This is a genomic window from Kitasatospora sp. NPDC023120, assembly GCF_055560835.1.
The window spans coordinates 177,642-199,455 of the sequence record NZ_JBVHHY010000005.1 but is presented as its reverse complement, the minus strand read 5'-3'; the positions used below and the strand labels follow the sequence as shown (position 1 = coordinate 199,455).

Annotated in this window: 19 protein-coding genes; 11 read left to right on the top strand and 8 right to left on the bottom strand. The window is 70.8% G+C overall.

Going from position 1 to position 21,814, the window contains the following annotated elements:
* Positions 1–25 precede the first annotated feature (25 nt).
* From uvrB to ACZ3TI_RS09745, 4 genes are all read left to right on the top strand, one after another.
* A complete protein-coding gene (gene uvrB / locus ACZ3TI_RS09760) occupies positions 26–2,116 on the top strand; it encodes an excinuclease ABC subunit UvrB (protein ID WP_465725235.1) in 2,091 nt (696 codons plus the stop codon).
* 252 nt (positions 2,117–2,368) lie between these two features.
* A complete protein-coding gene (locus ACZ3TI_RS09755; protein WP_465725233.1) occupies positions 2,369–2,950 on the top strand; it encodes a TerD family protein in 582 nt (193 codons plus the stop codon).
* Between the two features lie 203 nt (positions 2,951–3,153).
* On the top strand, positions 3,154–4,140 hold the full coding sequence (locus tag ACZ3TI_RS09750; protein ID WP_465725232.1) for a TerC family protein: 987 nt from the start codon (positions 3,154–3,156) through the stop codon (positions 4,138–4,140).
* A 230-nt stretch (positions 4,141–4,370) separates the two neighbouring features.
* On the top strand, positions 4,371–5,561 hold the full coding sequence (locus ACZ3TI_RS09745) for a UDP-N-acetylglucosamine--N-acetylmuramyl-(pentapeptide) pyrophosphoryl-undecaprenol N-acetylglucosamine transferase (protein ID WP_465725230.1): 1,191 nt from the start codon (positions 4,371–4,373) through the stop codon (positions 5,559–5,561).
* Here the strand turns inward: ACZ3TI_RS09745 and ACZ3TI_RS09740 are convergent.
* Genes ACZ3TI_RS09740 through ACZ3TI_RS09720 form a run of 5 tightly spaced genes read right to left on the bottom strand, consistent with a single transcriptional unit; the run spans position 5,558 to position 9,782 of the window.
* A complete protein-coding gene (locus ACZ3TI_RS09740) occupies positions 5,558–6,022 on the bottom strand; it encodes an arsenate reductase/protein-tyrosine-phosphatase family protein (protein ID WP_465725228.1) in 465 nt (154 codons plus the stop codon). The two genes, ACZ3TI_RS09745 and ACZ3TI_RS09740, sit on opposite strands and share 4 nt — an antisense overlap.
* 20 nt (positions 6,023–6,042) lie before the next feature.
* On the bottom strand, positions 6,043–7,191 hold the full coding sequence (locus ACZ3TI_RS09735; protein ID WP_465725226.1) for a DegT/DnrJ/EryC1/StrS family aminotransferase: 1,149 nt from the start codon (positions 7,189–7,191) through the stop codon (positions 6,043–6,045).
* A gap of 16 nt (positions 7,192–7,207) precedes the next feature.
* The gene (locus ACZ3TI_RS09730; RefSeq protein WP_465725224.1) at positions 7,208–8,206 is read right to left on the bottom strand and encodes an ATP-grasp domain-containing protein; all 999 of its coding nucleotides are present in this window, start codon (positions 8,204–8,206) and stop codon (positions 7,208–7,210) included.
* Between the two features lie 11 nt (positions 8,207–8,217).
* The gene (gene rfbB, locus ACZ3TI_RS09725) at positions 8,218–9,192 is read right to left on the bottom strand and encodes a dTDP-glucose 4,6-dehydratase (RefSeq protein WP_465725223.1); all 975 of its coding nucleotides are present in this window, start codon (positions 9,190–9,192) and stop codon (positions 8,218–8,220) included.
* A complete protein-coding gene (locus ACZ3TI_RS09720) occupies positions 9,192–9,782 on the bottom strand; it encodes a dTDP-4-dehydrorhamnose 3,5-epimerase family protein (RefSeq protein WP_465725221.1) in 591 nt (196 codons plus the stop codon). Before ACZ3TI_RS09720 ends, rfbB begins: the two co-directional genes overlap by 1 nt.
* 65 nt (positions 9,783–9,847) lie before the next feature.
* Here ACZ3TI_RS09720 and ACZ3TI_RS09715 point away from each other — a divergent pair, with 65 nt between their 5' ends.
* Positions 9,848–10,762, top strand: coding sequence for a transcriptional regulator (locus tag ACZ3TI_RS09715; protein WP_465725219.1), 915 nt, complete (start codon positions 9,848–9,850; stop codon positions 10,760–10,762).
* 4 nt (positions 10,763–10,766) lie between these two features.
* Here the strand turns inward: ACZ3TI_RS09715 and cutA are convergent, their stop codons facing one another.
* The 3 genes from cutA to ACZ3TI_RS09700 form a co-directional block, all read right to left on the bottom strand.
* Entirely contained in the window at positions 10,767–11,093 is a 327-nt protein-coding gene (cutA, locus tag ACZ3TI_RS09710; protein ID WP_465725217.1) for a divalent-cation tolerance protein CutA, read from the bottom strand.
* Positions 11,094–11,213: 120 nt separating this feature from the next.
* Positions 11,214–11,867 carry an MBL fold metallo-hydrolase gene (locus ACZ3TI_RS09705; protein WP_465725215.1) on the bottom strand — a complete coding sequence of 218 codons (654 nt, stop codon included), beginning with the start codon at positions 11,865–11,867 and terminating at the stop codon, positions 11,214–11,216.
* Between the two features lie 48 nt (positions 11,868–11,915).
* Entirely contained in the window at positions 11,916–12,650 is a 735-nt protein-coding gene (locus ACZ3TI_RS09700; RefSeq protein ID WP_465725207.1) for a maleylpyruvate isomerase family mycothiol-dependent enzyme, read from the bottom strand.
* A gap of 270 nt (positions 12,651–12,920) precedes the next feature.
* On the opposite strand from ACZ3TI_RS09700, the gene uvrA reads away from it, so the two are divergent.
* From uvrA to whiA, 6 genes are all read left to right on the top strand, one after another.
* Positions 12,921–15,836: an excinuclease ABC subunit UvrA gene (gene uvrA / locus ACZ3TI_RS09695; RefSeq protein WP_465725205.1), complete on the top strand. Its 2,916-nt coding sequence runs from the start codon at positions 12,921–12,923 to the stop codon at positions 15,834–15,836.
* 127 nt (positions 15,837–15,963) lie between these two features.
* Positions 15,964–16,404, top strand: a complete 441-nt coding sequence (locus ACZ3TI_RS09690; protein WP_465725203.1) for a Rieske (2Fe-2S) protein — start codon at positions 15,964–15,966, stop codon at positions 16,402–16,404.
* A gap of 66 nt (positions 16,405–16,470) precedes the next feature.
* The gene (uvrC, locus tag ACZ3TI_RS09685) at positions 16,471–18,519 is read left to right on the top strand and encodes an excinuclease ABC subunit UvrC (RefSeq protein ID WP_465725201.1); all 2,049 of its coding nucleotides are present in this window, start codon (positions 16,471–16,473) and stop codon (positions 18,517–18,519) included.
* A gap of 76 nt (positions 18,520–18,595) precedes the next feature.
* Positions 18,596–19,522 carry an RNase adapter RapZ gene (gene rapZ / locus ACZ3TI_RS09680; protein WP_465725199.1) on the top strand — a complete coding sequence of 309 codons (927 nt, stop codon included), beginning with the start codon at positions 18,596–18,598 and terminating at the stop codon, positions 19,520–19,522.
* 65 nt (positions 19,523–19,587) lie between these two features.
* Positions 19,588–20,685: a gluconeogenesis factor YvcK family protein gene (locus ACZ3TI_RS09675; RefSeq protein ID WP_465725197.1), complete on the top strand. Its 1,098-nt coding sequence runs from the start codon at positions 19,588–19,590 to the stop codon at positions 20,683–20,685.
* Entirely contained in the window at positions 20,676–21,656 is a 981-nt protein-coding gene (gene whiA, locus ACZ3TI_RS09670) for a DNA-binding protein WhiA (RefSeq protein WP_350521392.1), read from the top strand. Before ACZ3TI_RS09675 ends, whiA begins: the two co-directional genes overlap by 10 nt.
* Positions 21,657–21,814: the final 158 nt, after the last annotated feature.

The following is a 21,814-nucleotide window of genomic DNA, read 5'->3' as shown; positions in this document are numbered from 1 at the left end:
CAGTGGTGGGTCGTACGGTGGAGTCGTGCGTCCCATCACGAGTATTGAGCGGTCCGTGGCGCCCTTCGAGGTCGTCAGCCCCTTCCAGCCGAACGGTGACCAGCCGGCGGCGATCGCCGAGCTGGAGCGGCGGATCAGGGGAGGGGAGAAGGACGTCGTCCTGCTCGGTGCCACCGGTACCGGCAAGTCGGCCACCACGGCCTGGATGATCGAGAAGCTGCAGCGGCCCACCCTGGTGATGGCGCCGAACAAGACGCTGGCCGCTCAGCTGGCGAACGAGTTCCGCGAGCTGCTGCCGAACAACGCGGTCGAGTACTTCGTCTCGTACTACGACTACTACCAGCCCGAGGCGTACGTCCCGCAGACGGACACCTACATCGAGAAGGACTCCTCGATCAACGAGGAGGTCGAGCGGCTGCGCCACTCGGCGACCAACTCGCTGCTCACCCGGCGGGACGTGGTCGTGGTCGCGTCCGTCTCCTGCATCTACGGCCTCGGCACCCCGCAGGAGTACGTGGACCGGATGGTGCCGCTCAAGGTCGGCCAGGAGATCGACCGGGACGTGCTGCTGCGCCGCTTCGTGGACATCCAGTACGCCCGCAACGACGTCGCGTTCTCGCGCGGCACCTTCCGGGTGCGCGGCGACACCATCGAGATCTTCCCGGTGTACGAGGAGCTCGCCGTCCGGATCGAGATGTTCGGCGACGAGATCGAGGCGCTGTACACCCTGCACCCGCTCACCGGCGAGATCATCAGCCAGGACGACTCGGTCTACGTCTTCCCCGCCTCGCACTACGTGGCCGGCCCCGAGCGCATGGAGCGCGCGATCACCGGCATCGAGCAGGAGCTGGAAGGGACGCTCGCCAGGCTGGAGAAGCAGGGCAAGCTGCTGGAGGCCCAGCGGCTGCGGATGCGCACCACCTACGACATCGAGATGCTGCGCCAGATCGGCACCTGCTCGGGCGTCGAGAACTACTCGATGCACTTCGACGGCCGCGAGCCCGGCTCCCCGCCGAACACCCTGCTCGACTACTTCCCGGAGGACTTCCTCCTGGTCATCGACGAGTCGCACGTCACCGTCCCGCAGATCGGCGCGATGTACGAGGGCGACGCCTCGCGCAAGCGCACGCTGGTCGAGCACGGCTTCCGGCTGCCGTCCGCGATGGACAACCGCCCGCTGAAGTGGGAGGAGTTCCTGGAGCGGACCGGCCAGACGGTCTACCTGTCGGCGACGCCCGGCCCGTACGAGCTGTCGCGCGGCGACGGCCAGGTCGAGCAGATCATCCGCCCGACCGGTCTGATCGACCCCGAGGTGATCGTCAAGCCGACCGAGGGCCAGATCGACGACCTGGTGCACGAGGTCCGCAAGCGGGTGGAACGGGACGAGCGCGTGCTGGTCACCACGCTGACCAAGAAGATGGCGGAGGACCTCACCGACTACATGCTCGGCCTGGACATCCGGGTCCGGTACCTGCACAGCGACGTGGACACCCTGCGCCGGGTGGAGCTGCTGCGCGAGCTGCGGGCGGGCAGGTACGACGTGCTGGTCGGCATCAACCTGCTGCGCGAGGGCCTGGACCTGCCCGAAGTGTCGCTGGTGGCGATCCTGGACGCGGACAAGGAGGGCTTCCTGCGCTCCGGCACGTCGCTGATCCAGACGATCGGCCGCGCGGCCCGCAACGTCTCCGGCCAGGTCCACATGTACGCGGACAAGATCACCCCGGCGATGGAGAAGGCCATCGACGAGACCAACCGCCGCCGGGCCGTGCAGCAGGCCTACAACAAGGAGCACGGGATCGACCCGCAGCCGCTGCGGAAGAAGATCGGCGACATCCTGGACACCCTCGCCCGCGAGGACGTGGACACCGACGAGCTGCTCTCCACCGGCTACCGCGGCCAGGGCAAGGGCAAGGCCCCGGTGCCGTCGCTGGGTGCGGAGCGCAAGCCCGCCAAGTCCCTGCCGGCCGCCGAGCTGGCGGACCTGATCCAGGAGATGACCGACCGGATGCACACGGCCGCCGCCGATCTGCAGTTCGAGGTCGCGGCGCGGCTGCGCGACGAGGTCAAGGAGCTGAAGAAGGAGCTGCGGCAGATGCGCGAGGCCGGTGTGGCGTAGGGCGTGTCGTGAGGGACCGCCCGGGCTTGGCCGGAATGGCACCGGTCAAGCCCGGCGGTGTCTCAGCCTTGCCACAAACGGGGAAACCCTGGGGAGGTCGGGGTGTCGCAGGGCCTAGGCTGGCCTGCGGCATCGCGCTCATGGGACGGGCGCGGGCCGTATGCAGAGGGGGCCTCAGCCGGGGGACGGCGACGGGGTGTTCCACGGGGGCCGGGCGGTATCGACCGCGTGGCCGGCAGAGAGGACAACGTCGTGTCGGTGAACCTTGCCAAGGGGCAGCGGGTCAGCCTCCAGAAGGGGCCGGGCGCCGCCCTGACCGTGGTCCGGATGGGCCTCGGCTGGCAGGCCGCCCCCAAGCGGGGCCTGTTCGGCAGCCGCACCAGGACGATCGACCTGGACGCCTCGGCGCTGCTGTACGCCGAGAAGACCCCGTCCGACGTGGTGTTCTTCCAGCACCTGGAGAGCAACGACGGCTCCGTCCGGCACACCGGGGACAACCTGGAGGGCGGCTCGGGACAGGAGGACGACGAGGCGATCCTGGTCGACCTGGTGCACGTGCCGGCGCACATCACCCAGGTGGTGTTCACGGTGAGCTCGTACACCGGGCAGACCTTCGCCGAGGTGCAGCGGGCGCACTGCCGCCTGGTGGACGAGACCACCGGGCTGGAGCTGGCCCGCTACGAGCTGGCCGGCGGCGGGCCGCACACCGGGCAGATCATGGCCAAGGTGTTCCGGGACGGCTCCGACGGCGGCTGGGCGATGCAGGCGATCGGCGCCCCGGCGAAGGGGCGCACCTTCCAGGACCTGCTGCCCGCGATCGAGCCGTTCCTCTGACCGTCGAACCCTGACGGCCCTTTACCTTCTTTACCTTTCTTTGCCTTCCCTGTTACTCTCGATGGCAGCGGAGGGGAGTATTCCTCGACAGCCGACCCCGTCATCACGGGTGCCCGTCGCGGCACCCCGGGGCGCTGGCCCGATGGGCGGAAGAGACCTCCGGCAGTGACGACCTGTCTCGCCTAGCTGCCGGAGGAGCAGTAATGGACGTTTCCGTGACCATGTGGGCCACCACGATCGGTGTGCTGATCGCACTGATCGTGGCGGACTTCTTCATCGGCGGGCGCAAGCCGCACGAGGTCTCGATCAAGGAGGCCGGGATCTGGACGGCCGTCTGGGTCGCGCTCGCGGTGCTCTTCGGCGGGTTCCTCTGGTGGCACTCCGGCGGGCAGCCGGCGGGTGAGTTCTTCGCCGGCTACATCACCGAGAAGTCGCTCAGCGTCGACAACCTCTTCGTGTTCATCCTGATCATGGGCAAGTTCGCGGTGCCGAGGATCTACCAGCAGCGCGTGCTGATGTTCGGTGTGATCATCGCGCTGGTGCTCCGGGCGGGCTTCATCGCCGGCGGCGCGGCGCTGGTGGCGCAGTTCTCCTGGGTGTTCTTCCTCTTCGGCGCCTTCCTGATCTGGACGGCCTGGAAGCTGATCAAGGAGGCCCGCGCCGACGAGGAGGACGAGGAGTTCGAGGAGAACCGCCTGCTCAAGTCCATCACCCGGCGCTTCCCGGCCACCGAGGACTACCGCGGCACCAAGCTCCTGGTCCGGGAGCACGGCCGCCGGCTGATCACCCCGATGCTGATCGTCATGCTGGCGATCGGCACCACCGACGTGCTGTTCGCCCTGGACTCGATCCCGGCCATCTTCGGCCTCACCCAGGACCCGTACATCGTCTTCACCGCCAACGCCTTCGCCCTGATGGGCCTGCGCCAGCTGTACTTCCTGATCGGCGGCCTGCTGAAGAAGCTGGTCCACCTGAGCTACGGCCTGTCGGTGATCCTCGGCTTCATCGGCGTGAAGCTGGTGCTGCACGCCGCCCACGAAGCCGGCGCGAGCTGGGCCCCGGAGATCGGCATCCCGGTCTCCCTCGGCTTCATCGTCGTCGTCCTGGCCGTCACCACCTTCACCAGTCTGCGGGCCTCCAAGAAGGCCGCCGCCCTGGCCGAGCGCGAGCAGGAGAAGCTCGACGCCTGATCGGCATAGTACGGATCGGGGCCCCCGCCGCCGGATGCGTCATCCGGCGGCGGGGCTCAGCTCTGTGGGCGGCGACCGTACTCGGCGACCCATCGCGAGCCGAGTAGGACGACGTCGGCGGTCTCGACTGGCCGGCCGGTGGCTTGGTCGCAGTAAGTTACACATCCGAGTCTGACGGCTTGTCAGATCTGGTGCGCCGAACGGCCCTCGGGGACTGGTATGTTCCAGGAGTGAATCGCGACGCCAGCGCTCTCGTCTGCCACCTTGGACGGCCCCTTCGGCTGATCGTCACCGGTGGTGGAACGGGCGGGCACACCTATCCGGCCCTCACCGCGATCCGTGCCCTGCGATCCCGGCTCAGCGAGGCCGGAGGCGCCTTGGACGTGCTGTGGATCGGCACTGCCACCGGTCTTGAGACCAAGGTGGCCGCCGCCGAGAACATCCCGTTCAGGACCGTCGCCACCGGGAAGATCCGGCGCAGCGCCAACCCGCTCAAGCTGGTGTCGCCCGCCAACGTGAAGGACATGGGGCGCGTCCCCCTCGGTGTCGCCCAGGCCCGCTCTGCGGTCGCAGCCTTCGATCCGGATGTGGTCCTTGGCACCGGCGGTTACGTCGCGGTGCCGGTCGGGATGGCCGCCCGGCTGTGTCACCGGCCGCTGGTCGTTCACGAGCAGACTGTCCGGCTCGGCCTGGGCAACCGGGCCCTGGCCCGGATGGCGACCCGCGTCGCGGTCTCCTCCGAGTCCACGCTGGAGTTCCTGCCCGAGGGTGCCCGAGCCGCCGCCGTGGTCACCGGCAACCCGGTGCGCCCCGAGGTGCTGATCGGCCAGCCGGACAAGGCGGTTCAGGCGCTCGGCCTGTGGGGCTTCGACCGCTCCCGGCCGACCGTGTACGTCACCGGCGGCGCGCAGGGTTCCCAGCAGATCAATGGGTTGGTCAGCGAGATCCTGCCGTGGCTGCTCGGCCACGCCAACGTGATCCACCAGTGCGGCCCCAGCCACGAGACCGACCTGCGCGACCGCGCGGCCTTGCTACCGGAGTACCTGCGCGGCCGGTACCTGGTGACCGGCTTCGTCGGCCCGGAGCTGCCCGACGTGCTCGCCCTGGCGGACGTGGTGGTCTCGCGCAGCGGCGCGGGGACGCTGGCGGAGCTGACCGCCCTGGGCCGGGCGGCGGTGTTCATCCCGTTGGCGACATCGGCCGGGAACGAGCAGGAACACAACGCCCGCCACCTGGTCGACGCCGGCGCGGCGGTCGCGCTGCTCGGCCACGCCACTCCGGACACCCTGCGGGCCGCGATCGGCCCGCTGCTGACCGACCCGGCCCGCCGCGCGGACATCGCGCGGCGGGCCGCCGAGCACGGCCGTCCGGACGCCGCCGACCGGCTGGTGGACGTGCTGCTGTCGGTCGTGGACCGCTAGGCGCCCAGGTCCAGCAGGTGCCGGACGGCGCCCGCCTGGATGACGGCCACGCAGGACTGGTACGCCGTGTAGTCGCCCTCCCAGGGGTCGAACACGTCCTCGCCCGAGATGTACAGGCCGAGCTTCGGCTCATCCGGGGTGCCGTCCGTCATGGCCAGGAGCTCGGCGAGGACGGCATGGTCCATGGCCAGCACCACGTCGGCCCAGTCGAGCATGCGACGGTTGACCTTGACCGCACGGTGGTCGCGGATGTCGTACCCGGCCTCCCCGGCGGCCCGGATCGCGTTGCTGTGTGCCGGGCCCCCGACATGGCGCTCGCGCAGGCCGGCCGAGCGCACCTCGACCTTCTGGCCGCCGATGTGCGCGAGCACCGCGGCGGCGATCGGCGAGCGGTTGTGGTTGCCCAGGCAGACCACCAGGATGCGGTGGCGCTTCGGGTGCCGGAACTGGTCATCGCTCATCTTCGACTCCTTGGTGTCGGTCACGCGGTGGCCTTGATTGCCTCGGCGAGCGCGGCAACCGCGTAGCGGGCGCTGTCGTAGGTCATGGCGGGGTGGAACGGCAGGCCGAGAATCTGGTTGGCGACCCTTTCCGTGACCGGCAGATCGCGGCGCCAGGCGGAGAAGCCGGGCTGGGTGTGATTGGGCGGGTAGTGCACGGCAACGCCGATGTTCCGCTCCCGCAGGTAGTCAAAGACCTTGTCCCGGCCGCGGTTCAGGCGCACCGCGCAGTTGAACGGCACGGTGTTGGTCACGTCCACGTCGACCAGCTGGACGCCGTCCAAGCCGTCCAGCTCGGCCTGGTAGGTGCGCCACAGGTGCTGGCGCAGCGCGGCTACCTCGGTAAAGTGCTCCAACTGGGCGAGGCCGATCGCGGCGTTCAGCTGGGACATGTCGAAGCGCATCCCGAGGCCCTGGACCTCATAGGAGGTCAGTGAGGCTCGGGCGTCCTTGGACTGGACGATGCCGAACAGGCGCAGGCTGCGCAGGTCGTCGGCCTCCGCCCGGCTGCGGGGGATGATCGTGCCACCCTGCCCCGTGGTGAGGTTCTTGATGGGGTCGTGCGAGAAGCAGGTCAGCACGCCCGGAACGGCGCCGACCATGGTCCCGTCCGCGTGGCGGGAGCCGAAAGCATGCGCGGCGTCCTCGACGATCTGGATGCCGCGCCGGGCCAGTTCGTCGCGGATCGGGGAGAGGTCAACGGCCCGGCCGCCGTACAGCACGGGCATCACGGCCTTGGTCCGCGGCGTCAGGGCTTCCAGCACGGTGTCCGCCGTGACGGCCAGCGTGTCGGGGTCGATCTCGGCGAAGCGGGGAGAGGCGCCGTTCCAGGTGATGGCCTGGACGCTGGCGCAGAAGGTGAGCGAGGGGACGATGACGTCGTCGCCGGGGCCGATGCCGACCGAGCGCAGCGCGAGGTGGAGCGCGGTGGTGCCGGAGTTCACGGCGACGGCGTCGTTCACGCCGATCAGGTCGGCGACGCCGGCCTCGAATTGGTCGGTGGCTGGGCCGTGTCCCCACTGGCCGCCGGGCAGGACGGCGGCCAGTGCGTCGGCCTCGGTGCCGTGCACGAGCGGGGCGGCGTTGCGCTCGACGCCGGGAGGCGGGGTCTGGGTCTGGGTCTGGGTCAAGGCTGATCCTCCTTCGTCAGGCCGTGTCGGGGACGGCACGGGGTTCGGTGGACATCACGGCGACGTACTTGGTGAGGAAGGTGCCGCTGCGGTAGGACAGCCGCCGGTGGTCGATCGCCCTCTGGAAGAGCCCGTTCACAATTTGCTCGACCAAGTTGGCTCCGGCTTCCTCGGAGAGCAGGAACCCGGCGGCGAGCCGGGAGTTGATCTCGGTGATGACAACGCGAGGGTCGGAGCCTTCGGTGATGAAGCCCTGGACGTCGACCGGGCCGGTTGCGCGGATCGCCCGGATCGCCTCGGTGACGCGCTTGGTGGCCTCGGCGTCGTCGATCGTCACGGCGACCACCGACATGCCGGCCTGGACCATCAGACGACGGCGCAGCACCACCGAGGCGCGGCCGTTGTGGTCCACCAGACAGTCGGCGGAAAACTCGACTCCGGGGATGCGCTGTTGGACGATCGGATCAGGCACCAGCTCGCACAGCACGCGGGCCTGCTCGCGGGTGTGGCAGAAGTGGACGTTCTTGGAGCCCTGGCCCCGGCGCGGTTTGACGACCAGATCAGTCCCCTCGGGGATCTCGTCGGTCTGGTCGGGCAGCCAGGTTGCGGGTGTGGGCACCCGGCTGCCCACCATTGCCCGGTGGAAGGCCCACTTGTCGCCTGCGGCGGTGACGGTGGCCATGTCGGGCAGCCACGTGCGGACTCCCGCGCGCTGGAGGTGGCCGCGCAGGTGGACCAGTTGGGGTAGCTCGTTTTCGACGCAGCACAGCAGGGCGTCCGGCTTGAGGCCGTGCACCAGCTCCATCAAGTCGGCGGCGAACAGCGGGCTGTCGGCGCGGGTGATGGTGCGGGCGGTGATGCCAGGGGCAAGCAGGCCCGGCGCGAGGGGATTGGAGTCGGTGCCGATCACTTCGTGCCCGAGCTTGCGGAGGGTGAGCGCCAGGTCGAGGCCGGGCGCACCGCCGACGCCGGTCACCACGATGCGTCGAGGTTCCGCCGGGTTGGAGGTCTCCACGGTCCGGCCCTTCACGTGGCGGCCCGCGCGGTCGCGGCGGTGTCCCACCAGTCCGGGTTGCGGCGGTACCAGTCCACGGTCTCGGCGATGCCGGCCGCCAGGTCCTGCTGGGGCTTGTAGCCGAGCTGGGCGAGCTTCGACCAGTCCATCGAGTACCGGACGTCGTTGGCGGCCCGGTCCGGCACGTAGGTGACCTGGTCCCAGCTCGCGCCGGTCTCGCGCAGGAGCATCCCGGTGAGCTCGATCGTGGTCAGGTCGGTGCCACCGCCGATGTTGTACGCCTCGCCGGGGATGCCTTTGTGGAGCACCAGCTCCACCCCGGCGCAGTTGTCGGTGACGTGCAGCCAGTTCCGGATGTGTTCGCCGTTGCCGTGAATGGTGACCTTCTCGCCGGCCAGCAGCCTGGTGACGAACAACGGGATGAGCTTCTCCGGGAACTGGCGGGGCCCGTAGTTGTTGGAGGAGCGGGTCACGCACACCGGCACGCCGTAGCTGGAGTGGTAGGCCAGGGCGATCATGTCGGAGGCGGCCTTGGACGCCGAGTAGGGCACGGTGGGGCGCAGCGGGTCGGTCTCGAACGCCGTGCCGGTCGGCAGCGAGCCGTACACCTCGTCGGTCGAGATGTGGACGAACTTACGGGTGCCGATGCGGCGGGCCGAGTCGAGGAGGGTCTGGGTGCCCAGCACGTTGGTGGAGACGAAGTTCCCGGCGTCCGTGAGGGACCGGTCCACGTGCGACTCGGCGGCGAAGTGGACCACCGCGTCGTGGGTCTCCATCAGGGCGTCGACCATGGCGCGGTTGAGGATGCTGCCCTGGACGAAGGTGAACTTCTTCGAGTCGGTGATGCCGGCGAGGCTGCCGAGGTTGCCCGCGTAGGTGAGGGAGTCCAGGACGGTCACCTTGGCGACGTCGTCGGCGTCGACGAGGCGGCGGGCGAAGTGCGATCCGATGAACCCGGCGCCGCCGGTGATCAGGATGTTTTCCATTAAGGGCCACCAATCTGGGTGAGGTGTGGCAGTGGTCCGTCGGTGTAGCCGGGCAAAAGGCCCCGGTCGCGGGCCTCGGCGAAGCTGAGGTTGCTGCCCGCGACGATGGCGGCCGGCTCGGGTGGCCACCCGATGGCGAGGTCCGCGTCGAGAGGGTCGATCGACAGGAACTGTTCGGGATGGTGCAGTTCGTTCAGCAGATAGGTGACGCAGGAGCGGTCCGCCAGGGCGAAGGTGGCATGGCCGACGCCGGGCGGCACGTACAGCGCGGTGAGCCGCTCGGCGTCGAGGTGCGCCAGGTGCCAGGTGCCGAAGGTGGGCGATCCGGTCCGCAGGTCGACCAATGCGTCCAGGACCGCCCCGCCGGTGCAGGTGATGTACTTTGCCTGGCCAGCGGTGGCGACGCTGATGCCGCGCAGTGCGCCGAGCCGGGACGTAACGGTGTTGGCCTGGGCGAGGTGGAACACCATGCCGGTGGCGGTCCGGAAGTCGTCTTCCCGGAAGAACTCCCGGAGTTCACCCCGGGTGTCGTAGTGCGCGTTGGGCTCGAAGGCGAAGGTCCCGGGGATGTTGAGCTGTCGGGCATTCATCGGGGGCTCCCTTGAGCGGCTGTTTCGCCGGGCGAATATGGGCCCGGCGCACGACGACGCGAGTCGTGGCGATCGAGCCGTGGGGACGGCTGGCCGCTGCACTGGACGGCAGCGGCGTCGATCAAGCAACGGTGACCCACCTGGAGGACATCACCGCGAGCATGTTCGGCGTCGAGGAGCACACCCCGTCCCGGCTACTCGCGACTCGGTTGTCCGCACACCTGGACACGATCACCGCTGTCCTGCCAAACGCGGGCACGTACCGAACAGCGTTGACCATCGCAGCGGGGGAGACGGCTGCGCTGGCCGGTTGGACCTGCTGGGACCTGGGCGACTATGAGCGGGCGAAGGAGTACTACCGCACTGCCCGGATGGCCGCCGACTGGTCCGGGCACGGCCCCCTGCATGCCCTGGTGCTGGGGTACGCCTCGTACGGCGTTGCACCCAATCAGGCGCGGCCGATGCTGGCAGCCGCGCAGGAACACGTGCGTGGCCGCGACCACGCGGCGGCCCGGGCATGGCTCGCCGCGCGGGAGGCCGAGGAAGCCGCAGCTGCCAATGACAGGGAGTCTGCGGTGTGTGCGCTCGACCGCGCCCAAACTGCCTTCGACTATGCCGACCCTGCGACCGCCGCTGCCTGGATGTCCTTCTTCGGGCGGGCCAGGCTCGGCTCGATGCAGGTCTCTACGTACGCCCGTCTCCGGCATCAGGGTCTCGGGGCCGCAGCTGATCAGACGTTGTCCGACCTGGGCGAGGACGACCGAAAGGTTCGCGTCGCGGTGCTCGGCGACGTTGCGGCCGGATACCTGACCGCTGGCGCCGTCGACCAGGCCGTAGAGATCGGTCGGCGGGCCCTCGCCGCGACGGTAGCGAGCGAGACCATGATGGGCCGAGTCCGACTGTCCGCACTCGCCGATCGACTCCCGGAGACGACAGCGGCCCGTGACCTCCGGGCAGAGATCCGGGCTGCCTTGGCGTAGCCGGTTACTCCGCGCTCGTCTCCGCGTTCACCCAGTCCAGGTACGCATTCGAGCCAGTGCTTACCGGAACGCCTACGACCTCCGGGGTGTCGTAGTCGTGCAACTCTGTGATGCGGGCGCCCAAGCGGTCCGAAAGGTCGGCACGCGTCTTGAAGTCGACCCGCCACTCGGCGGCATCCTGGACCTCGCCGTCCCACCAGTACACGGACTGGATGCGGTAAACCTGCGCACATGCGGCCAGTCGGTCACGCACCACCGCCGCCGCGAGGTTGCGGGCCTTCGTCTCGTCGTCATGAGTGGTGGTGACCACGATGAAGTCACGGTTCGTCATGGCAGAACGCTACCCGGCTCGACTCCCCTTGAACGCCCCTTCCAGTTTTGGGCGGAGTGGTGGCCGATGGCGGCTTCCGGGCCGGTCGGCTCCGGTGGGAACCGGCCGGCCCGGACATGGTCACCAGCCGCGTTCGCGCCATTCCTCCAGGTGCGGGCGCTCGGCGCCGAGGGTGGTGTCGTTGCCGTGGCCGGGGTAGACCCAGGCCTCGTCGGGGAGGACGTCGAAGATCTTCTCGTTGACGTCCCGGAAGAGCGTGCGGAAGGCCTCCGGGTCGCCCCAGGTGTTGCCGACGCCGCCGGGGAAGAGGCAGTCGCCGGTGAACACGTGCGGGTGGCCCTGCGGGTCGTCGTAGATCAGCACGATCGCGCCGGGGGTGTGCCCGACCAGGTGGCGGACGGTGAGCTCGACGTCCCCGACCCGGAGCTTGTCGCCGTCCGCGAGCAGCAGTTCGGTGGGGACGTCGATGCCCTCGGCGTCGTGCTCGCCCGCGGCGGTGCGGGCGCCGGTCGTGGCGACCACCTCGGCGAGGGCGCCCCAGTGGTCGTGGTGCCGGTGGGTCGTGACCACGGTCTCCAGCTCGTCCCCGACGGTCTCCAGCAGTACCGGGGCGTCGGCGGCCGCGTCGATCAGCAGCTGCTCGTCGGTGGCCCGGCAGCGCAGCAGGTAGGCGTTGTTGTCGTACGGGCCCACGGCCACCTTGGTGATGATCAGGTGGGCCAGCTCGCGCACGTCCGGCGGCCCGCCGACCTTGACCGCTCCGTGGTACGTCATCCGTCCGCTCCTCGTCCGAGTTCAGGGGTCAGGATCATCGTCCCGCCGTCAGCCCATCGGGGGAAGCTGGGGGAGCGCGGTGTCGGGGGTGCGGCGCAGGCCGGTGCCGTCCGAGCGGCCGGAGAGCCAGGCGGTGAGGGCGCGGACGGGGCCCCGGACGGTCAGCGAAGCCGTGCCCGACCCGATCGCGCCGTGCTCCTCGGTGTCCTCGGAGATCAGCTCGACGGCGGGGAGGTCGGCGCCGGCCAGCTTGGCGGCGAGGTTGCGGAACTCGGCTACCGCGAAGTCCGTCGGCCACTGCGCGGGGGTGTGGCCGGCGTCCAGGTCGACGTGGTGGTACTCCAGCTCCAGTAGGCGCTTGCGCGGGATGTCGGAGGCCGGGAAGACGTAGCCGCTGCGGTGCTTGACCGATGCCTCCCAGGCCTCGGCGGGCAGCTTGGCGGCGGCCTCGGCGAAGCGGGCGTGCGAGCCGCGCAGGTCGGCGAGGTGGACGTCCAGCGGGCGGGGCGCGTCGCGCTCGATGTCCCCGTCGCGGGCCTCGTTGCTGGCGTACTGCGGGATGTCGGTGCCGGTGCGGGCGCCGTCGAGCAGGTTGACCAGGGAGTCGGCGTTGCGGGCGAGGTGGGCCAGCACGTGGCCGCGGGTCCAGCCGGGGAGGGCGGAGGGCTCGGCGACGGCCCCGGGCTTCAGCTCGGAGACGGTCTGCAGCAGGCGCTGGGTGCTCTCCTCGACCTGGTTCAGCCAGGAGGTGGCGGAGGCGGCGGCGGACTGCGGGTCGGTCATCGATATCGGCCTTCTGTCAGGAGGCGGAGCGTTGCCCGTCGGGGGTTTCGCTCGTTGACCAGTCGACGCTACCGCCGAATCCGGGCCCTGAGCAGGGGCTTTTTCGGTCCGGGTACGGACGGTCCCGGGGCGGGCCTCACTCGTTCGGGTGGTCTCCACTGGACAGAGTCGAGATTCGAACGTCTGAGCTATAGGCTGGCTGCCGCATCCTGGAAGAAGTACAGATCTCTCACGCAAGCCGTCTCGCCCCGGAGAAAGGCGCCAGAAGCAGTGGCCGACCGCCTCATCGTCCGCGGTGCTCGCGAGCACAACCTCAAGAACGTCTCGCTCGACCTGCCCCGCGACTCCCTCATCGTCTTCACGGGCCTCTCCGGCTCCGGCAAGTCCTCGCTCGCCTTCGACACGATCTTCGCCGAGGGCCAGCGCCGCTACGTCGAGTCGCTGTCCTCCTACGCCCGTCAGTTCCTCGGGCAGATGGACAAGCCCGACGTGGACTTCATCGAGGGCCTCTCCCCGGCCGTCTCGATCGACCAGAAGTCCACCAACCGCAACCCCCGTTCGACCGTCGGCACCATCACCGAGGTCTACGACTACCTGCGCCTCCTGTTCGCCCGCATCGGCAAGCCGCACTGCCCGCACTGCGGCCGCCCGATCGCCAAGCAGTCGCCGCAGGCGATCGTGGACAAGGTGCTCGAGCTCGCCGAGGGCACCCGGTTCCAGGTGCTCAGCCCGGTGGTGCGCGAGCGCAAGGGCGAGTTCGTCGACCTCTTCGCCGACCTCCAGTCCAAGGGCTACTCCCGCGCCCGGGTGGACGGCGAGACGATCCAGCTCGCCGAGCCGCCGAAGCTCAAGAAGCAGGAGAAGCACACCGTCGAGGTGGTCGTCGACCGCCTGACCGTCAAGGAGAGCGCCAAGCGGCGGCTCACCGACTCGGTGGAGACGGCCCTGCGGCTGTCGGGCGGCATGGTCGTGCTCGACTTCGTCGACCTCCCCGAGGACGACCCCGAGCGCGAGCGGATGTACTCCGAGCACCTCTACTGCCCGTACGACGACGTGTCGTTCGAGGAGCTGGAGCCGCGCTCGTTCTCCTTCAACTCGCCGTTCGGCGCCTGCCCGGACTGCTCGGGCCTGGGCAACCGGATGGAGGTCGACCCGGAGCTGGTCGTGCCGGACCCGGAGCGCTCGCTGGACGAGGGCGCGATCCACCCGTGGTCGGCCGGGCACGCCAAGGAGTACTTCCAGCGCCTGATCGACGCGCTCGCCGAGGAGCTCGGCTTCCGCACCGACATCCCCTGGGCCGGGCTGCCCGCCCGCGCCAAGAAGGCGCTGCTCCACGGGCACAAGCACCAGGTGCAGGTCCGCTACCGCAACCGCTTCGGCCGCGAGCGCTCGTACAGCACCGGCTTCGAGGGCGCCGTCCCGTTCATCCAGCGCCGGCACACCGAGGCGGAGAGCGACAGCAGCCGCGAGCGCTTCGAGGGCTACATGCGCGAGGTGCCGTGCCCGACGTGCCAGGGCACCCGGCTCAAGCCGGTGGTGCTCGCGGTCACCGTCGAGGACAAGTCGATCGCCGACGTCTCCTCGATGTCGATCGCCGACTGCGCCGAGTTCCTCGGCGCGATGAAGCTCAACGCCCGGGACAAGCAGATCGCCGAGCGGGTCCTCAAGGAGGTCAACGAGCGGCTGCGCTTCCTGGTCGACGTCGGCCTGGACTACCTGTCGCTCGACCGCGCGGCCGGCACCCTGTCCGGCGGCGAGGCCCAGCGCATCCGGCTGGCCACCCAGATCGGCTCCGGCCTGGTCGGCGTGCTCTACGTGCTGGACGAGCCGTCCATCGGCCTGCACCAGCGGGACAACCACCGGCTGATCGAGACGCTGGTGCGGCTGCGCGACATCGGCAACACCCTGATCGTCGTCGAGCACGACGAGGACACCATCAAGACCGCGGACTGGGTGGTCGACATCGGCCCGGGCGCCGGCGAGCACGGTGGCAAGGTGGTGCACTCCGGTTCGCTGAAGCAGCTGCTCGGCAACAAGGAGTCGCTGACCGGCCAGTACCTCTCCGGCAAGCGGTCCATCCCGATCCCGGCCGCCCGCCGCGAGCGGGACAAGAAGCGCCAGCTGACCGTCCACGGCGCCCGCGAGCACAACCTCAAGGACGTCACGGTCGGCTTCCCGCTCGGGACCTTCACCGCGATCACCGGCGTCTCCGGCTCCGGCAAGTCGACGCTGGTCAACGACATCCTCTACACCCACCTCGCCCGGGAGCTGAACGGCGCCCGCAGCGTGCCCGGCCGGCACACCCGGATCACCGGCACCGACCAGGTGGACAAGGTGGTGCACGTCGACCAGTCGCCGATCGGCCGCACGCCGCGCTCCAACCCGGCCACCTACACCGGGGTGTTCGACCACGTCCGCCGGCTCTTCGCGGAGACCCAGGAGGCCAAGGTCCGCGGCTACCTGCCCGGCCGGTTCTCGTTCAACGTCAAGGGCGGCCGCTGCGAGAACTGCTCGGGCGACGGCACCATCAAGATCGAGATGAACTTCCTGCCGGACGTCTACGTCCCGTGCGAGGTCTGCCACGGTGCCCGGTACAACCGGGAGACGCTGGAGGTGCACTACAAGGGCAAGTCCATCGCCGAGGTGCTGGACATGCCGATCGAGGAGGCGCTCGCCTTCTTCGAGGCCGTCCCGGCGATCGCCCGGCACCTCAGGACGCTCAACGACGTCGGCCTCGGCTACGTCCGGCTCGGCCAGTCCGCGCCGACGCTTTCCGGCGGCGAGGCGCAGCGCGTCAAGCTCGCCTCGGAGCTGCAGAAGCGCTCTACCGGGCGGACGGTCTACGTGCTGGACGAGCCGACCACCGGTCTGCACTTCGAGGACATCAGCAAGCTGATCAAGGTGCTCAGCGGGCTGGTCGACAAGGGCAACACGGTGATCGTCATCGAGCACAACCTCGATGTGATCAAGACCGCCGACTGGGTCGTCGACATGGGCCCCGAGGGCGGCTCCGGCGGCGGCACGGTGGTCGCCGAGGGCACCCCCGAGCAGATCGCCGCAGTCCCGGACAGCCACACCGGCAAGTTCCTGCGGGACATCCTGCCGAGCGACTTCGCGGACGCCCCGGCCGCCGCCCCGGCGAAGAAGGCGGCACCGCGCAAGCGCGCCGCCGCCGCGAAGAAGTAGCGGCGGACGAACATCCCCCGCCCCGCCGCCCCGGGCCCGCCGAACAGCGGGAGTCCCCGGAGCGGCGGGGCCGGCGCCGCATAGACTTCCGTGGTCCCCCGCAGCAGCGAACCGTAGGAGCGCACCGATGTCCGAGGCCCCCGAGACCAGCCCCACCGCCTCCCGCCGCACCCTGCTCTGCGGGGCCGCGGCCGTGCTGGCGGCCGGCGGCACGGTGGCCGTCACCGGCTGCAGCTCCTCGTCCTCCACCGGCACCGGCAGCGCCGCCAAGACCCCGGTGGACCTCGGCCCGGCCTCGGCCGTGCCGGAGGGCGGCGGCACGGTGTTCCGCGAGCAGAAGATCGTGGTGACCCAGCCGGCCGCCGGCCAGTACAAGGCCTTCAGCGCCAAGTGCACCCACGCCGGCTGCGTCGTGGACCAGGTGAAGAACCAGCAGATCCAGTGCCCCTGCCACGGCAGCCGCTTCGGCATCGCCGACGGCTCCGTGCAGGACGGCCCGGCCCCCTCCCCGCTGCCCGCCTACACCGTCACGGTCGAGGGCGGAAACCTCAAGGTGACCCCGAGCTGAAGCAGTTGATCCCCTCCCCGTCGATCACCCCTCCGCGGCCCCGCCCCCAGTCGGTACGGTGGACCCATGGCTGACCCGAGCACCTACCGCCCGGCGCCCGGCGCGATCCCGGTCTCCCCGGGCGTCTACCGGTTCCGCGACGCCCACGGCCGGGTCATCTACGTCGGCAAGGCCAAGAGCCTGCGGCCGCGCCTGTCGTCCTACTTCCAGGACCTGGCCGGCCTGCACCCGCGCACCGCGACCATGGTCACCACCGCCGCCTCGGTGGAGTGGACCGTGGTCGGCACCGAGGTCGAGGCGCTCCAGCTGGAGTACTCCTGGATCAAGGAGTTCGACCCGCGGTTCAACGTCAAGTACCGCGACGACAAGAGCTATCCGGAACTCGCCGTCACCCTCAACGAGGAGTACCCGCGGGTCCAGGTGATGCGCGGGGCGCACAAGAAGGGCGTGCGCTACTTCGGCCCGTACGGGCACGCCTGGGCGATCCGCGAGACGGTCGACCTGCTGCTACGTGTCTTCCCCGTCCGCACCTGCTCCAACGGCGTCTTCAAGCGCGCCCGGCAGGTCGGCCGGCCCTGCCTGCTCGGCTACATCGGCAAGTGCGCCGCGCCCTGCGTCGGCAAGGTCTCGGCGGACGAACACCGCGAGCTGGCCGAGGACTTCTGCGACTTCATGGCCGGGCGCACCGGCAACTACCTGCGCCGGCTGGAAGAGCAGATGCAGGAAGCCGCGGCCGAGCTGGAGTACGAGAAGGCGGCCCGGCTGCGGGACGACATCGGCGCCCTCAAGCGCGCGATGGAGAAGAACGCCATCGTGCTCGCCGACGCCACCGACGCCGACCTGCTGGCCCTCGCCGAGGACGAACTCGAGGCCGCCGTGCAGATCTTCCACGTCCGCGGCGGGCGGGTGCGCGGCCAGCGCGGCTGGGTCACCGACAAGGTCGAGGACGTCGACACCGCCGGCCTGGTCGAGCACGCCCTCCAGCAGCTCTACGGCGGCGGCGAGTCCGTCCCGCGCGAGGTGCTCGTCCCCGCCCTGCCCGACCCGGTCGAGCCGGTGCGGGAGTGGCTGAGCGGCCTGCGCGGCAGCCAGGTCGACCTGCGCATCCCGCAGCGCGGCGACAAGAAGGACCTGATGGCTACCGTGCAGCGCAACGCCCAGCAGGCGCTGGCACTGCACAAGACCAAGCGCGCCTCCGACCTCACCACCCGCAGCCGCGCCCTGCAGGAGATCGCCGACGCGCTGGAGTTGGACTCCGTCCCGCTGCGCATCGAGTGCTACGACATCTCCCACCTCCAGGGCGAGGACGTGGTCGCCTCCATGGTCGTCTTCGAGGACGGCCTGGCCCGCAAGAGCGAGTACCGGCGCTTCCAGATCAAGGGCTTCGAGGGCCAGGACGATGTCCGCTCGATGCACGAGGTGATCAGCCGCCGGTTCCGCCGCTACCTCCAGGAGCGCGAGCAGACCGGCGAGTGGGCCGTCCCCGAGGAGGACGACCGGCCCGAGGACGACCGGCCCGAGGACGGCCCGCGCACCGAGGACGGCCGCCCCAAGCGCTTCGCCTACCCCCCGCAGCTGCTGGTGGTCGACGGCGGGCAGCCGCAGGTCGCCGCCGCCAAGCGGGCCCTGGACGAACTCGGCATCGACGACGTCGCGCTGTGCGGCCTGGCCAAGCGCCTGGAGGAGGTCTGGCTGCCCGGCGAGGACGACCCGGTCGTGCTGCCCCGCTCCAGCGAGGGCCTCTACCTGCTCCAGCGGGTGCGCGACGAGGCCCACCGCTTCGCGATCGGCTACCAGCGCGCCAAGCGTTCCAAGCGACTCACCGCCGGGGAACTGGACTCCGTCCCGGGCCTCGGCGAGACTCGCCGCCAGGCGCTGCTCAAGCACTTCGGCTCGCTGAAGAAGCTCCGGGCCGCCACCGTGGACGAGCTCTGCGCGGTACCCGGCATCGGACGCCGCACCGCGGAGACTGTTGCGGCGGCGTTGTCGTCCCGTACACCCGCCGCACCCGCGGTCAACACCGCGACCGGCGAGATCATCGAGGACGGGGCCGACCAGGTCGCCGAGCCGGTGGCAGCAGCACCCCAGACCGCACCATCCCAGGAGACGCCATGACGGCCGACGCCGCCCGTCAGCCGGTGTGCCCCGGCCCCGCCCGCCCGTCCGGGCCGGGGAAGGGCGGCCGCGCCGTATGCGTTCTCCCCAGCAGAAAGACCGAGAGCGGGGAACCGAAGTGACCGTGTCAGACGTGGCCGAGAACGCGCCGGAGCTGGTGATCATCTCCGGCATGTCCGGAGCCGGCCGCTCCACCGCCGCCAAGTGCCTGGAGGACCTCGGCTGGTTCGTGGTGGACAACCTGCCGCCGGCCCTGATCCCGACCATGGTCGACCTGGGCGCCCGGTCCCAGGGCAACGTCGCCCGGATCGGCGTGGTCGTCGACGTCCGCGGCCGCCAGTTCTTCGACGACCTGCTCACCTCGCTGGACGAGCTGGAGAAGCGCGGCGTGCGGCTGCGGGTCGTCTTCCTGGACTCCTCCGACGAGGCGCTGGTGCGCCGCTTCGAGAGCGTCCGCCGCCCGCACCCGCTGCAGGCCGACGGCCGGATCGTGGACGGCATCGCCCAGGAGCGCGACCTGCTGCGCGACCTGCGCGGCGAGGCCGACCTGGTGATCGACACCTCCAACCTCAACGTGCACCAGCTGCGCGCCAAGCTGGACGCCCAGTTCGCCGACCACGACGAGCCCGAGCTGCGCGCCACCGTGATGTCCTTCGGCTTCAAGTACGGCCTGCCGGTCGACGCCGACCTCGTGGTGGACTGCCGCTTCCTGCCCAACCCGCACTGGGTGCCCGAGCTGCGGGCCCGGACGGGCACCGACGCGGACGTCGCCGACTACGTGTTCCAGCAGTCCGGAGCCAACGAGTTCCTCGACGGCTACACCGAGCTACTCCGGATCGTGACCGAGGGGTACCGCCGGGAGGGGAAGCGCTACATGACGCTTGCCGTAGGCTGCACCGGTGGCAAGCACCGTAGCGTCGCCATGTCCGAGCGTCTGACCAAGCGTCTCATCGCCGACGGAGTCGAGACGGTGCTCGTCCACCGTGACATGGGACGGGAGTAACCGCCGCCTTCCCTGCCGGGCCCGCCGGCGGAGCCGGTGGCGGGGCGAGGAACGCGAGGTGATGTGTGGCGGGATACGTGCCCGGGCGGCAGCCGCAGAACAGGACCGGTGACCGGGCGGGCAGCCCGGCCCGGCCCACGGCGCCGAGCCGTCCGCGCAGCAGTCCCGCCCGGACCAACCCGGCCCCCCGGATCACCGCGCTCGGGGGCGGCCAGGGCCTGTCCGCCTCGCTGTCCGCGCTGCGCCGGCTCACCAGCGACCTCACCGCCGTGGTCACCGTCGCCGACGACGGCGGCTCCAGCGGACGGCTGCGCGAGGAACTGGGCGTGCTGCCCCCGGGCGACCTGCGCAAGGCGCTGGCCGCGCTGTGCGGGGACGACGACTGGGGCCGCACCTGGTCCGAGGTGATCCAGCAGCGCTTCACCGGCAACGGCGAGCTCGGCGGCCACGCCGTCGGCAACCTGTTGATCGTCGCGCTCTGGGAGAAGCTGGGCGACCCGGTGGCGGCCCTGGACTGGGTCGGACGGCTGCTCAACGTCCAGGGCCGGGTGCTGCCGATGTCGGCGGTGCCGCTGGACATCGAGGCCACCGTGCGCGGCCACGACCCGGCGCGCCCCGGCGAGGTGTCGGCGGTCCGCGGGCAGGCGAACGTCGCGGTCACCCCCGGCACCGTGCAGTCGATCCGGCTGCTGCCGGACGAGCCGCCGGCCGTCCCGGAGGCGGTCACCGCCGTGCGGGAGGCGGACTGGGTGGTGCTCGGCCCCGGCTCCTGGTTCACCAGCGTGCTGCCGCACCTGCTGGTGCCCGAGCTGGCCAAGGCGCTCACCGAGACCCGCGCCCGCCGGCTGCTCACCCTGAACCTGGCCCCCCAGCCCGGCGAGACCGAGGGCTTCACCCCGCAGCGCCACCTGGAGGTCATCGCCGACCACGCCCCCCAGCTCGCGGTCGATGCGATCCTGGTGGACGAGCGTGCCGTCACCGGCGGCGCCTTCGGCCAGGCGGACCTCGACGGCCTGGAGAAGGCGGCCGAGCGGATGGGCGCCGCACTGGTGCTCGGTTCGGTGGCCCGTACCGACGGCACGCCGCGACACGACCCCGAGCTGTTGGCGGCAGCGTACGACCGGATTTTCCGGACACATGGAAGGATCGGGCCATGGCGATGACTCCAGCGGTGAAGGACGAGATCAGCCGGCTCCCGGTCACCCGGGCCTGCTGTCGCAAGGCGGAGGTGTCGGCGATCCTGCGGTTCGCGGGCGGACTGCACATCGTGAGCGGCCGCATCGTGATCGAGGCGGAGCTGGACACCGGGGCGGCGGCACGGCGGCTGCGCAAGGACCTGCTGGAGATCTTCGGGCACTCCTCCGACCTCGTCGTGATGGCCCCCGGCGGGCTGCGCCGCGGCAGCCGCTTCGTGGTCCGCGTGGTCAAGGACGGCGAGCTGCTCGCGCGCCAGACCGGTCTGGTCGACGGCCGCGGGCGCCCGATCCGCGGCCTGCCCCCGGCGGTCGTCTCCGGCGCCACCTGCGACGCCGAGGCGGCCTGGCGCGGCGCCTTCCTCGCACACGGCTCGCTCACCGAGCCGGGCCGCTCCTCCTCGCTGGAGATCACCTGCCCCGGATCCGAGGCGGCGCTGGCCCTGGTCGGCGCGGCCCGTCGGCTCGGCATCCCGGCCAAGGCCCGCGAGGTCCGCGGCGTGGACCGGGTGGTCATCCGCGACGGCGACGCGATCGGCGCGCTGCTGACCCGGCTGGGCGCGCACGAGTCGGTGCTCGCCTGGGAGGAGCGCCGGATGCGCCGCGAGGTGCGGGCCACCGCCAACCGCCTCGCCAACTTCGACGACGCCAACCTGCGCCGCTCGGCCCGCGCCGCGGTCGCGGCCGGCGCCCGGGTCGCCCGCGCGCTGGAGATCCTCGGCGAGGAGGTCCCCGAGCACCTGGCCGCGGCCGGCCAGCTGCGGATGCAGCACAAGCAGGCCTCGCTGGAGGAGCTGGGCGCGCTCGCCGACCCGCCGCTGACCAAGGACGCGGTGGCCGGCCGGATCCGCCGCCTGCTGGCGATGGCCGACAAGCGGGCCTCCGAGCTCGGCCTGCCGAGCACCGAGGCCAGCCTGACCGACGAGATGGCGATGAACTGATCGGCGATGAACTGATCACTTCGCTCCGTGGGCGATCTGCGGCCGGTGTCCGGATTCCGGGGCACCGGCCGCCGTCGTGTCCGGACGTTCCGGCGAACCGAAATTGGTCAAGACCACCTGACCAGGACCGACGGCCCGCACTACCAGGGGACGGACGG